This window comes from Kitasatospora sp. NPDC004531 (assembly GCF_053602195.1).
The window spans coordinates 1-12,410 of sequence record NZ_JBSGDD010000135.1 but is presented as its reverse complement, the minus strand read 5'-3'; the positions used below and the strand labels follow the sequence as shown (position 1 = coordinate 12,410).

Annotated in this window: 10 protein-coding genes; 5 read left to right on the top strand and 5 right to left on the bottom strand. The window is 72.2% G+C overall.

Annotated elements, in window-relative coordinates; translation table 11 throughout:
• The 4 genes from glgB to pyk all read left to right on the top strand — a co-directional run.
• On the top strand, nucleotides 1-1,223 hold a 1,223-nt coding region (glgB, locus tag ACWEMJ_RS31915), incomplete at its 5' end, for a 1,4-alpha-glucan branching enzyme (RefSeq protein WP_452140623.1).
• A 126-nt stretch (nucleotides 1,224-1,349) separates the two neighbouring features.
• Complete coding sequence (gene pta, locus ACWEMJ_RS31910; RefSeq protein WP_452140622.1) at nucleotides 1,350-3,473, top strand: phosphate acetyltransferase; 2,124 nt, start codon at nucleotides 1,350-1,352, stop codon at nucleotides 3,471-3,473.
• The gene (locus tag ACWEMJ_RS31905; RefSeq protein ID WP_452140621.1) at nucleotides 3,470-4,675 is read left to right on the top strand and encodes an acetate kinase; all 1,206 of its coding nucleotides are present in this window, start codon (nucleotides 3,470-3,472) and stop codon (nucleotides 4,673-4,675) included. The genes pta and ACWEMJ_RS31905 overlap by 4 nt, the downstream gene beginning before the upstream one ends.
• A gap of 112 nt (nucleotides 4,676-4,787) precedes the next feature.
• A complete protein-coding gene (gene pyk, locus ACWEMJ_RS31900; protein ID WP_452140620.1) occupies nucleotides 4,788-6,218 on the top strand; it encodes a pyruvate kinase in 1,431 nt (476 codons plus the stop codon).
• Between the two features lie 84 nt (nucleotides 6,219-6,302).
• On the opposite strand, the gene ACWEMJ_RS31895 is transcribed toward pyk, so the two are convergent.
• The 4 genes from ACWEMJ_RS31895 to ACWEMJ_RS31880 form a co-directional block, all read right to left on the bottom strand.
• Entirely contained in the window at nucleotides 6,303-7,523 is a 1,221-nt protein-coding gene (locus ACWEMJ_RS31895; RefSeq protein WP_452140619.1) for a hypothetical protein, read from the bottom strand.
• Nucleotides 7,520-8,062: a DUF6114 domain-containing protein gene (locus ACWEMJ_RS31890; protein ID WP_452140618.1), complete on the bottom strand. Its 543-nt coding sequence runs from the start codon at nucleotides 8,060-8,062 to the stop codon at nucleotides 7,520-7,522. Before ACWEMJ_RS31890 ends, ACWEMJ_RS31895 begins: the two co-directional genes overlap by 4 nt.
• A gap of 146 nt (nucleotides 8,063-8,208) precedes the next feature.
• Nucleotides 8,209-8,835 carry a DUF6230 family protein gene (locus tag ACWEMJ_RS31885; protein WP_452140617.1) on the bottom strand — a complete coding sequence of 209 codons (627 nt, stop codon included), beginning with the start codon at nucleotides 8,833-8,835 and terminating at the stop codon, nucleotides 8,209-8,211.
• 557 nt (nucleotides 8,836-9,392) lie between these two features.
• Nucleotides 9,393-10,370, bottom strand: a complete 978-nt coding sequence (locus tag ACWEMJ_RS31880) for a tetratricopeptide repeat protein (protein ID WP_452140616.1) — start codon at nucleotides 10,368-10,370, stop codon at nucleotides 9,393-9,395.
• Nucleotides 10,371-10,710: 340 nt separating this feature from the next.
• Here ACWEMJ_RS31880 and ACWEMJ_RS31875 point away from each other — a divergent pair, with 340 nt between their 5' ends.
• Nucleotides 10,711-11,379, top strand: a complete 669-nt coding sequence (locus tag ACWEMJ_RS31875) for a TetR/AcrR family transcriptional regulator (RefSeq protein ID WP_452140615.1) — start codon at nucleotides 10,711-10,713, stop codon at nucleotides 11,377-11,379.
• A gap of 3 nt (nucleotides 11,380-11,382) precedes the next feature.
• Here ACWEMJ_RS31875 and ACWEMJ_RS31870 read toward each other — a convergent pair whose 3' ends face one another.
• The gene (locus ACWEMJ_RS31870) at nucleotides 11,383-12,252 is read right to left on the bottom strand and encodes a sigma-70 family RNA polymerase sigma factor (protein ID WP_452140614.1); all 870 of its coding nucleotides are present in this window, start codon (nucleotides 12,250-12,252) and stop codon (nucleotides 11,383-11,385) included.
• Between the last annotated feature and the right edge of the window lie 158 nt (nucleotides 12,253-12,410).

Sequence of the window (12,410 nt, the reverse complement as noted above, 5' to 3'; positions counted from 1 at the left end):
GCGTGCTGGTCGACTGGGTGCCCGCGCACTTCCCGAAGGACGACTTCGCGCTGGCCCGGTTCGACGGCGAGCCGCTGTACGAGCCGGCCGACCCGCAGCGCGCCGAACACCCGGACTGGGGCACGCTGGAGTTCGACTACGGCCGCACCGAGGTCCGCAACTTCCTGGTCGCCAACGCCGTCTACTGGTGCGAGGAGTTCCACGTCGACGGCCTGCGGGTCGACGCCGTCGCCTCGATGCTCTACCTCGACTACTCGCGCGAGGGCGGCAACTGGACGCCCAATCAGTACGGCGGGCGGGAGAACCTGGACGCGGCGTCCTTCCTGCAGGAGATGAACGCGACCGTCTACCGGCGCTGCCCGGGCGTGCTGACCGTCGCCGAGGAGTCCACCGCCTGGGACGGCGTCACCCGGCCCACCGACGCCGGCGGACTCGGCTTCGGCCTGAAGTGGAACATGGGCTGGATGCACGACTCGCTGGTCTACATGTCCAAGGAGCCGGTGCACCGCAGGTACCACCACCACGAGATGACCTTCTCGATGGTGTACGCCTACTCGGAGAACTACATCCTGCCGATCTCGCACGACGAGGTGGTGCACGGCAAGCAGGCACTGGTGTCGAAGATGCCGGGCGACTGGTGGCAGCAGCGCGCCAACCACCGTGCCTACCTGGGCTTCATGTGGGCCCACCCGGGCAAGCAACTGCTGTTCATGGGGCAGGAGTTCGCGCAGGGAGCGGAGTGGGAGCACGAGCGCGGCCCGCAGTGGTGGGTGCTCGACGAGGGGTGGGAGGCGCACCGGGACCACCGCGGCGTGCAGCGCCTGGTCGGCGACCTCAACCGGGTCTACCGCGACTCCCCGGCGCTGTACGAGCAGGACACCGTCCCGGCCGGGTTCCGCTGGCTGGACGGCGGCGCGGCCGACGACAACGTGTTCTCCTTCGTCCGGTTCGCGGCCGACGGCTCGCCGCTGGTGGCGGTCTGCAACTTCTCGCCGGTGGTCCGGCACGGCTTCCGGGTCGGCCTGCCCCGGTTGGAGGGCCGCGACCAGCTGTGGGAGGAGGCGCTGAACACCGACGCCGAGCGGTACGGCGGCAGCGGGGTCGCCAACTCGCGCCCGGTGAAGGCGGAGGGCACCCAGTGGAACGGCCAGCCGCGCTCGGCCGAACTGGTGCTTCCGCCGCTGGCCACGCTCTGGCTCCGCCCGCTCCACCCGAACGGCTGACGGAGCGTTTCAGGACCTCCGGCACTCCTGAGCAGCCCGAACGGCAGTACCACGGCCCGATCCGAATGTCGTACGAAGGTATGGTCGAGATGACTGGCCCGAGACAGACGGACGGAGAGTTCCACCGTGGCGAGCAGCGTGTACGTGACCGGGATCGACCGGGGTGACGGCCGGCCGGCCGTGGAGCTCGGGGTCATGGAACTGCTCACCCGCCAGGTGGACCGGGTCGGCGTGTTCCGGCCGCTGGTGCACGCCCAGGGCGGCGGCGACCACGTGGTGGAGCTGCTGCGCACCCGGTACCGCCTGGACCTGCCGTCCGCCGAGCTGTACGGCCTGACGTACGACGAGGCGGCGGCCCTGCAGGCCGCGCGCGGCCAGGACGAGCTGGTCTCCGTCCTGGTCGACCGCTTCCACCAGCTGGAGCGGCGCTGCCAGGCGGTCCTGGTGCTGGGCACCGACTTCTCGGACACCAACATCCCGGACGAGCTGGCCTTCAACGCGCGGCTGGCGAACGAGTTCGGGGCGGCCGTGCTGCCGGTGGTCGGCGGCCGGAACGAGGACCGGCAGGCGGTGGTCGCGGAGGTCCGCAACGCCCACCGCGCCTACCGCGACCTGGGCTGCTCGATCCTGGCGATGGTCGCCAACCGGGTCGCGCCGGGCGACGAGCAGCAGGTGCGGCAGGCGCTGGCCGAGAAGCTCCCGGTGCCGGTGTACGTGATCCCGGAGGAGCCGGCGCTGGCCGCCCCGACCGTGACGCAGCTGGTCGAGGCGACCGGCGCCGAGGTGCTCCTGGGCGACGCCGCCGGCCTCGCCCGCGACGTGCGGGGCTTCGTGTTCGGCGGCGCGATGCTGCCGACCTTCCTGAACGCGCTGACCGAGGGCGCGCTGGTGGTGACCCCGGGCGACCGGGCGGACCTGCTGATCGGCTCGCTGGCGGCGCACGCGGCGGGCTCCCCGCCGATCGCCGGCGTGCTGCTGACGCTCGGCCAGCACCCCGGCCCGGACGTGATGGCGCTGGCCTCCCGGCTCGCCCCCGGCACGCCGGTGGCGGAGGTGACGGAGGGCTCCTGGCTGACCGCCGCGCACCTCACCCACCTGGAGGGCCGGATCGGCCCGGACAACTCGCGCAAGGCGGAGATCGCCCTCGGCCTGTTCGAACTGCACGTCGACACCGCCGAGTTGACCAGCCGGATCGAACTGACCAGGACCGAGCGGGTCACCCCGATGATGTTCGAGCACGCGCTGCTGGAGCGGGCCCGCGCCGAGCGCCGGCACATCGTCCTGCCGGAGGGCGCCGAGGACCGGGTGCTGCGCGCCGCCGAGGTGCTGCTGCGCCGCAACATCTGCGACCTGACGCTGCTGGGCGAGCCGGAGGCGGTGCACCGCCGGGCCGCCGCCCTCGGCATCGAGTTCCCGCCGGCCGGCGACTCCGGCACCCGGCTGCGGATCGTCGACCCAGCGGCCAGCCCGCTGCGCCAGCGGTTCGCCGAGCTGTACGCGAAGGCCCGGGCGCACAAGGGCATGACGGTGGAGCGGGCGCTGGACGTGGTCACCGACGTCTCGTACTTCGGCACCCTGATGGTGCAGGAGGGCATCGCGGACGGCATGGTGTCCGGCGCGGTGCACTCGACGGCGGCGACCATCCGCCCGGCGTTCGAGGTGATCAAGACCTCGCCGGGCGCGTCCATCGTCTCCTCGGTGTTCTTCATGTGCCTGGCCGACAAGGTGCTGGTGTACGGCGACTGCGCGGTCAACCCGGACCCGGACGCCCAGCAGCTGGCCGACATCGCGATCCAGTCCGCCGCGACGGCCGCCCAGTTCGGGGTGGAGCCGCGGGTGGCGATGCTGTCCTACTCGACCGGCACCTCGGGTTCCGGCGCGGACGTGGACAAGGTCCGCAAGGCCACCGAGCTGGTCCGCGAGCTGCGCCCGGACCTGCTGGTGGAGGGGCCGATCCAGTACGACGCGGCGGTGGACGCGCGGGTCGCGGCGACCAAGCTGCCGGGCTCGCCGGTGGCGGGCCGGGCCACCGTGCTGGTCTTCCCGGACCTGAACACCGGCAACAACACCTACAAGGCGGTGCAGCGCTCGGCCGGCGCGATCGCGGTCGGGCCGGTGCTGCAGGGCCTGAACAAGCCGGTCAACGACCTGTCCCGGGGCGCCCTGGTGGAGGACATCGTCAGCACCGTGGCGATCACCGCGATCCAGTCCCAGACCCGACCCGCCGAGGCCGAGGGGGCCGCGCTGTGACCACCGGTACCCGTGTCCTGGTGCTGAACGCCGGGTCGTCCTCGGTGAAGTACCAGCTGATCGACATGCTGGACGGCTCCCGGCTGGCGTCCGGCCTGGTGGAGCGGATCGGCGAGCTCAGCGGCCGGCTGCTGCACCTGCCGCTGACCGGGGAGCCGCGCGAGTCGGCGCGGCGCTTCGCCGACCACGACCAGGCACTGCGGGCGGTCGCCGACGAGCTGGCCGCCGACCTGATGGGCCTGGACTCGCCCGAGCTGGCGGCGATCGGCCACCGGGTGGTGCACGGCGGGCTGCGCTTCACCCGGCCGACGCTGATCAACGACGCGGTGGTGGCCGAGATCCGCCGGCTGATCCCGGTGGCGCCGCTGCACAACCCGGCGAACATCACCGGCATCGAGGTGGCCCGCTCGATCCGCCCGGACCTGCCGCAGGTCGCGGTGTTCGACACCGCCTTCCACTCCACCCTGCCGGAGCACGCGGCCCGGTACGCGATCGACCGGGGCACCGCCGACGAGCACCGGGTGCGCCGCTACGGCTTCCACGGCACCTCGCACCAGTACGTCTCCCGGGCGACCGCGCGGCTGCTGGGCCGCGACCCGGCCGAGCTGAACGTGATCGTGCTGCACCTGGGCAACGGCGCCTCGGCGTCGGCGGTGGCCGGCGGGGTGTGCGTGGAGACCTCGATGGGCCTGACCCCGCTGGAGGGCCTGGTGATGGGCACCCGTTCCGGTGACGTGGACCCGGGCCTGGTGTTCCACCTGCACCGGGTGGGCGGCCTGAGCGTCGATCAGATCGACGACCTGCTGAACCGCCGCAGCGGCCTGCTCGGCCTGTGCGGCGACAACGACATGCGCGAGGTGGTGCGCCGCGCCCAGGGCGGCGACGAGGACGCCAAGCTGGCCTTCGACTCGTACGTGCACCGGATCCGCCGGTACCTGGGCGGCTACTACGCGGTGCTGGGGCGGGTGGACGCGGTGGCGTTCACCGCGGGTGTCGGGGAGAACTCCGCGGAGGTCCGGGCGGCGGTCTGTGCCAATCTTGAGGAACTGGGTATTTCGGTCGATCCGGAGCTGAACGCGATGCGTTCGCGCCAGGCCCGGGTGATCTCGCCGTCCTACGGCCGGGTGACCGTCGCCGTGGTGCCCACCGACGAGGAACTGGAGATCGCCCAGCAGACGTTCGCGCTGGTCCACGAGGTGTAGCGCCAGCGCGGGATGACAACCCGTCAGTATCCCACCCCTCGGAATGTTCGTTGGCGATATCTGACGATACGAGCCGAATGCACCGATAACACGAACGGATAGACTGACGGATATGCGCCGAGCGAAAATTGTCTGCACCCTGGGTCCCGCCACGGACTCCTACGAACAGCTGAAGGCCATCGTCGAAGCGGGCATGAACGTCGCCCGCCTGAACATGAGCCACGGCTCCCACGCCGAGCACGAGGACCGGTACCGCCGCGTCCGCCAGGTGTCGGAGGACACCGGCCGCACCATCGGCGTGCTGGCCGACCTGCAGGGCCCCAAGATCCGTCTGGCGACTTTCGCCAACGGCCCGGTGACCGTTGACAACGGCGACACGTTCACCATCACCACTGAGGACGTCCCCGGTGACCAGCACATCTGCGGCACCACCTACAAGGGCCTGCCCGGCGACGTGAAGCCCGGCGACCCGATCCTGATCAACGACGGCGTCATCGCCCTGGAGGTCGTCAGCGTCGACGGCCCGCGGGTGCGCACCGTGGTGGTCGAGGGCGGCGTGCTCTCCAACAACAAGGGCATCAACCTGCCCGGCGCGGCGGTCAACGTGCCCGCGCTGTCCGAGAAGGACAAGGAGGACCTGCGCTTCGCCCTCCGCCTGGGCGTCGACATGGTCGCGCTGTCCTTCGTCCGCAACGCCGCGGACATCGAGGACGTCCACAAGGTCATGGACGAGGTCGGCATTCGTGTGCCGGTCATCGCCAAGATCGAGAAGCCGCAGGCCGTCGAGGCGATGGAGGAGATCGTCCTCGCCTTCGACGCGATCATGGTGGCGCGCGGCGACCTGGCGGTCGAGTACCCGCTGGAGAAGGTGCCGCTGGTGCAGAAGCGCCTGGTCACCCTGGCCCGCCGGAACGCCAAGCCGGTGATCGTCGCGACCCAGATGATGGAGTCGATGATCCACGCCTCGCGCCCGACCCGCGCCGAGGTCTCCGACGTCGCCAACGCGATCCTGGACGGCGCGGACGCGGTGATGCTGTCCGCCGAGTCCAGCGTCGGCAAGTACCCGGTCGAGACCGTCAAGACCATGAGCAAGATCGCCGAGAAGGCCGAGGAGGAGCTGCTCTCGCAGGGCCTGCAGCCGCTCAACCCGGGCCGCAAGCCGCGCACCCAGGGCGGTTCGGTCGCCCGGGCCGCGACCGAGCTGGGCGACTTCCTCGACGGCAAGGCGCTGATCGCGTTCACCAAGTCCGGTGACACCGCCCGCCGGCTGTCCCGCTACCGCTCGCCGATCCCGGTGATCGCGTTCACCCCGGACGTCGCCACCCGCAACCAGCTCTCGCTGAGCTGGGGCGTCGAGGCGTACGTCACCGAGCAGGTGGCCACCACCGACGCGATGGTCGAGCAGGTCGACCGCGAGCTGCTGAAGATGGGCCGCCTCGCCGAGGGCGACACCGTGATCGTCACCGCCGGCGTGCCGGTCGGCATCCCCGGCACCACCAACATGGTCCAGGTCCACCACCTGGGCACCCGCGGCGGCCGCTGAGCCCGCGCCGAAACCCGCAGGGGCGGGACCCGGGAGACCGGGTCCCGCCCCTGCGGGCGTCCGCGCGACGGTCGGGCCGACGGCTCAACCGTCGTACGGCGCCTTGTCGTTGAACAGGCGCATGCCGGGGATCTTCAGGTCGCCGCCGAACTGGCCGGCCTGCACCGCCTTGGCGCCGGTCAGGGTGAGGTCCAGCGGGATCGGCACCGCGCCCAGCAGGTCCCACAGCCACTTCGGCAGGGTGTCCGGGGTCAGCGTGATCTCGCCCAGGTCGATCGGGATCGGCAGGCCGTAGATCGCCGCCAGGTGCCCGGACAGGCTCTCCACGTACATGGTGATCGGGCCGTTGCGCATCGTGGAGGTCGATCCCTCGCGGCTCTTCACGTGGAAGGTCAGGCCGGGGATCTGGATGGTCGACATGTCGAGGTTCTCGATGTCGACGCTGTCGGTGGTGAACTTCAGCACCCGCTTGGTGCCGCTCTCGGTGGTGACGTCGTAGACGCCGTTGAACACCGAGCCGTGCAGCGCCAGCCGGGTCGAGTGCAGCACCCAGTTCTGGTCCGGCACCACGTGGCCCTTGGGCGCGGCCTTCGCCGCCAGGCCCTTGGTGCTCACCAGGCAGTTCGGGTCGTCGTCGGCGGACGCCGAGGAGGACGGCTTCGGGGCCTTGGTGGACGGCGTGCTCGGAGCCTTCGTCCCGCCGGTGGCCGGGGCGTCCGGCGTGGCGGGCGCGTCGGTGGCCGGGTCCTTCGGGCCGTCCGCCGAGGGGCTCGGGGTGACCTGCGGCTCGGCGCTGGGGCTCGGGGTGGCCGGCGCGGACGTCCCGGCCTTCGGCGTGGCCGTCGGGGCGGGGGTGGCGGTGGCGGAGCCCGGGTGGGTCAGCTGGTCCCACCAGTCGTCGATGATCCCGGCCTGCTGGACTCCCCCGGCCGCCGGAGCCTCGTTCGGCGTCACGTAGGCGGCGGACTGCACGCCCGCCGAGCCGGTGAACACCGTCGGCACCGCCGCGGCGCTGCCGGCCGGCGCCTGCCCGGACTGCACGGCCGCCGCCTGGGCGGTCGAGGAGTCCGGCTGCACCTTGATCTCGCTCTTCGGGACGGGCGTCTCCTTGAGCACGGTGTCCGGGCTGCTCGCGCAGCTGCCGGACTGCGGGTCGGCCGCCGCCGCCATGGTCGGCGCGTAGGCGGCGCCCATCAGCAGCGCGGTCGGCACGGCGGCGATCGCCAGCGCCCGCCCGCGCAGTCGGGAGCGGACTCCCTCGCGTGGCACCGCGTGCCGCGGACCGGGCTTCTCGGACTCGGTCACCGCTGCTCCCCCTCCGGACTCGCGGTCGGTGCGGCGCCGTACTCCAGGGGCTGCGGGGCGGCGGGCTGCGCGGGCAGCGGCGCGGCGGCCTCGGGGGCGGCCATCTCGGCAGCCTCGGCGGCCGGCAGCGGCTGGAGCGGCGCCCAGGAGACCAGCAGGCCGCCCGCGATCAGGCCGGGGACCAGGCCGAAGCCGAAGCCGCCCAGGTTGGAGACCGGGACGGAGATCAGCGCCAGGATGGTGGTCGCCACACCGCAGAAGACCCGCACCACCGGCTGGAACCAGGCGGTAATGCCGAGCACGATCAGCAGGATGCCGATCATCAGCGAGCCGGCGCCGGCGGTGGTCGACATCGCCACCGTCAGGCCGCCCAGGCTGAGGTGGGCGTACGGGAAGTACAGGATCGGGAGGCCGGCGATCATGGCCAGCAGGCCACCCCAGAACGGCCGGGTCCGCCGCCAGGTGCGGAACCCCCGGCGCCCTCGGCTGGCCAGACCGGCCGGGCCCTCGGGCCAGGCCTCGACGGTTGCGCTGGACATGGTGCGACTCCTCGATGGTGGGTCCGAGGGGAAATACGGATGGCCCCGGGTACGCCGGGGTGAGGCCCGAGGGAGCGGCGCGCTGCCGCCCCCTCGGACCGGTGGTCCGCGCTTCCGGCCCGCCTGACGGGCCGTCAACTAGCGAACTAGTAGCACTCGTTCGCGCCCTGGGTGATGTTCAGCTTCAGGCCGGGGAGGGTGAAGGTGCCCGCCGAGGTGGCCCACGCGGTCTGCTGGACGTTGGACAGGTCCGCGGACTTGGCGGACTGCGCGAAGCCCTGCGCGCCCGAGGGCAGCGAGCCGCCGTCGGCCTTCAGCTTGTCGATCGCCGAACCCTTCAGGGTGCTGGCGTCCTGGCCGATGTTGATGCTGTGGAACTCGGCGTCGGCGTTCAGCTGGTTCATGTCGATCAGCAGCTGCTGGGCGTCGACCGGGGTCTTGTCGCCGGCCTTGAGGACCAGGGTCCACTTGCCGAGCGGGCCGAGGTCGGTGACGACCGACTGGCACAGGTTCTGCAGCGTGGCGTGGTCGAACGCCGAGATGGCGACCGGGTGCGGGGTCTTGTTGGCCTCCACGTCGACGCCGCCGAACTGCGAGAAGTTCTCGCCGTGCAGCTGGTCGACGGTGACCTTGAACTGCTGGCCGGAGACCGAGAACGAGGCCGCCAGCGCGGAGTTGGCCAGCGAGACGCCGATCGCGGCGGTGGCCGCGACGCTGGGCACCATCACCAGGGCGAAGCGCTTCCAGCGGGTCTTGCCGTAAGACGTGGACATGCGAGTCCTCCTTCTAGGACGTACATCTCCGGCCGTTCCGGTGCGTCCCGCACGCGGTTCGGCCCGAAATGGGAGAGAGCTACGTCCTCGGTAGCGGAGAGCGCCTGCTGCCGTGGGGACGGCGCCGGCGATCACCCCCGAGCGACAACCGTGCGAACGCGCGGGCTGCGCGAGCGCCGAGGCCAGGAACCGCCGCGTGGGATCTGCGGTTTACCCCCCTGCCCTCACCCGGTGGGGACCCTCGTGGTGGAGGGACCGGGCGTCGCCGATCGTGCTCGAATACCGGGCGAAGCACAAGGGGTGCGTTACTGACGGGTAATCCAACAGTGAACGCGTTCGCTCAGGAGATCGAAGGCTCGACCGCGCAGCGTGACGCAAGACACAGGCCGCCGGAGTCGTGACCCTGGCAAACACAGGCAAAACACCCCTCCTCCATCACTCGGCGTGACGGAGAAGGGGTGTTATCAAGATTTGGTAAACCTGCCGCGTTTACCCGCGAAAGTCGTCAAATCACCGACGACACCGCAGGTCACCGAACGTGACACCGAGTGCCGCCGTCAGAACAGCACCCGGGCCAGTGCCTGCCGGGCCGCCACCGTGCGCGGGTCCTCGGGGCCGATCACCTCGAACAGCTCCAGCAGGCGCACCCGCGCGGTGTCCCGGTCGTCGCCGAAGGTCTTCGCGACGGTGGCCACCAGCCGGCCGAACGCGTCCTCGACGTGGCCGCCGACCAGGTCCAGATCGGCCGCCCGCAGCTGGGCCTGGACGTCCTTCGGGTCGGCCGCCGCGTCCGCGCGGACCTGCTGCGGGTCGAGCTTCTCCACCCGCTGCAGCAGCTGCGCCTGGGCCAGGCCGAGCTTCGCCTCGACGTGGCCCGGCCGGTCGCTCAGCACGTTCTGGTACGCCTGCACCGCGCCGCCCAGGTCGCCCCGGTCCAGCGCCTCGTGCGCGGCCTCCAGCGCCGGATCGGCCGGCACCCGCGGCGCCGCCTCGGCGTCGGCCCCGCCCGCGGCGCCGCCGACGATGCCGAAGCGCTGCTCGGCGACCGCGATCAGCTGGTCGAGCACCTTGCGGACGTTCGACTCGTTCTCGGCGCCCTGGAACAGCGGCACCAGCTGGCCCGCGACCACGGCCATCACGGCCGGGATGCCCTGGATGCCGAACTGCTGGGCGATCAGCGGGTTGGCGTCCACGTCGATCTTGGCGAGCACGATCCGGCCCGCGTACTCCTCGGCGAGGCGCTCCAGGATGGGGCTCAGCTGCTTGCACGGGCCGCACCACTCGGCCCAGAAGTCCACCACCACGGGGACCTCGGCCGAACGCTGGACCACCTCCGACTCGAAGGTGTCCTCGGTGACGTCCAGCACCAGGGGGTAGTCCGCGAGCGCCGGGCCGTCGCCCGCCGCCGCCTGCCGGGCCCGCTCGGCCCGGGTCTGCTCCGCCTTCTGGGCGGCCTCTCCGGCCGCCTTCACCGCGGCGAGGTCCACCGCACCGCGCAGGGCCGAGCTGTTGAGACGCGAATTCCGTGACTGCATGGCTCTATCCTCCCCCGCCGGAGCCGGTACCGGACGCCATCCGCCCGGAAATGCCGAAACCCGGACGGCCCGCCTCCCCAGGCGGGACCCGACCGCTCGGGCGCGGATCCCCATCCGCGCCCCGCGCCCGCCCGATCCCAGAGGGCAGGGCGCGTGGTTGTCGCTCTTTCGCTACTGGTCGTAGCGTATCTGCCCCCCGTGCTCCCCCCGCAAGCCCCAACCGCCCTCCCGGAGCGTGAGCTGCCCCACTTTCCGCCCCGGGGCGGGTGCCGGGCAGCACCGCAGGTCGCTACCGTGGGGCCACCAAGTTACTTCTGAGTAAATTCGCTGAGGAGGCGCGGTGGCCCCCACCACCCGGCAGCCCGCCGAGCACCCGGACCCACCCGCCCCCGTCCCCCCGCCGCCCGCCCGCGGCAAGGGCCGTCCCCGCAGCGCCGCCGCCGACCAGGCCATCCTGGACGCCACCCGCGAGGCGCTCGCCGAACTCGGCTGGGGCGGACTGACCATGGGCGACGTCGCCCAGCGCGCCGGCGTCGCCAAGACCACCCTCTACCGCCGCTGGCCGTCCAAGAGCGAACTCGTCGTCGACGCCATCGCCAGCCTCTTCGACCAACTGGAGTGCGCCGACCGCGGCAGCCTCCAGGCCGACATCGAGGCCGTGGTCGCCCGCTTCGCCGAACTCCTCACCCGCCCCGAGACCCAGGCCGCCCTGCTCGCCCTGTTCGCCGAGGGCACCCGCGACGTCCAACTCCGCCGCCGCATCCGGGAACGGATCGTCCAACCGCAGAAGGTCCTCGTCCAACTCGGCCGGGCCAACGCCCAGGCGCGCGGCGAGATGGACCCCGACCGGGACCCGGCCACCGCCGACGAGGAGATCGACATCATCTTCGACACCATCGCCGGCACCGTCGAACACCGCCTGCTGGTGAGCGGCGAACCCGTCACCCCCGACTGGATCCGCCGCTTCACCACCCTGCTGCTCAACCCCTTCCCGGGGCTGCTGCGCTGACGCTCAGGCCGGCAGCGCCAGCGCCGCCAGCCGCACCGGGTCCTGCAGCACGTCGATCCGCGCCACCCGGCCGTCCACCACGGTGAACGCCATCACCGACAGCGGGCGGCCCTCGCGGACCGTCAGCATGCCGTAGGCGCCGTTCACCAGCACCAGCCGCGCGAACGGCGCCAGCGCCCGGTACCCGACCGCGGAACCGGCGATCGCCGCGCCGCCGCGCAGCACCCGGGACAGGCCCGCCACCGCGCCGCCGTCCACCCGCAGCACCGCGTCCGGCGCCAACACCCGCACCAGGCCCTCGAAATCACCCTCCCGGGACGCCGCCAGGAACGCCGCCACGGCCTCCCGCTGCGCCACCGGATCGCGGTCCGGCGCCGGCGCCGCCTCCCGCACCCGCCTGCGCGCCCGGCTCGCCGCCTGCCGCACCGCCGCCGGGGACTTCTCCAGCAACGGCGCGATCTCCTCGAACGGCACCGCGAACAGGTCGTGCAGCACGAACGCGAGGCGCTCCGCCGGGCCCAGCGACCCCAGCACCACCTGCCACGCCAACCCGACCTCGTCGCCCAGCAGCGCCGCCGCCTCCGGATCGTCGCCCTCCGGCGCGGTCAGCACCGGATCCGGGACGGAGGTATCCAGTTCCTCCTCCCGCCGCCGCGACCTGCTGCGCAGCTCGTTCAGGCACAGCCGCGACACGGCCGTGGTCAGCCACCCGCCGAGGTTCTCCACCTCCTCGGCGTGCCGGTCCAGCCGCAGCCACGCCTCCTGCACCACGTCGTCGGCCTCGCCCAACGAGCCCAGCATCCGGTAGGCGACGGCGCGCAGCCGGGGGCGGTGCGACTCGAAGCGGGTGGCGAGAGGGGTTTCTTCGGTCATGTGTGGCGTCCCTGGAGGAAGGAAATGCGGGCACGAAGACAGGGGCGCGGGGAACTGCGCGAAGGGGAACGCACCACGTCCGCAAGATCGCGACGCAGGACAATGACCTGCACTTGATCGCGACCTTGCGGACGTGGTGTGCGCTTGTCGCGCAGTTC

What these genes read in the sequence shown, in the direction of transcription:
- pyk (WP_452140620.1), top strand. Translation starts at nt 4,788, where the DNA reads ATGCGCCGAGCGAAAATTGTCTGCACCCTGGGTCCCGCCACGGACTCC.
- ACWEMJ_RS31885 (WP_452140617.1), bottom strand. Translation starts at nt 8,835, where the DNA reads ATGTCCACGTCTTACGGCAAGACCCGCTGGAAGCGCTTCGCCCTGGTG.
- ACWEMJ_RS31880 (WP_452140616.1), bottom strand. Translation starts at nt 10,370, where the DNA reads ATGCAGTCACGGAATTCGCGTCTCAACAGCTCGGCCCTGCGCGGTGCG.
- ACWEMJ_RS31870 (WP_452140614.1), bottom strand. Translation starts at nt 12,252, where the DNA reads ATGACCGAAGAAACCCCTCTCGCCACCCGCTTCGAGTCGCACCGCCCC.
- ACWEMJ_RS31890 (WP_452140618.1), bottom strand. Translation starts at nt 8,062, where the DNA reads ATGTCCAGCGCAACCGTCGAGGCCTGGCCCGAGGGCCCGGCCGGTCTG.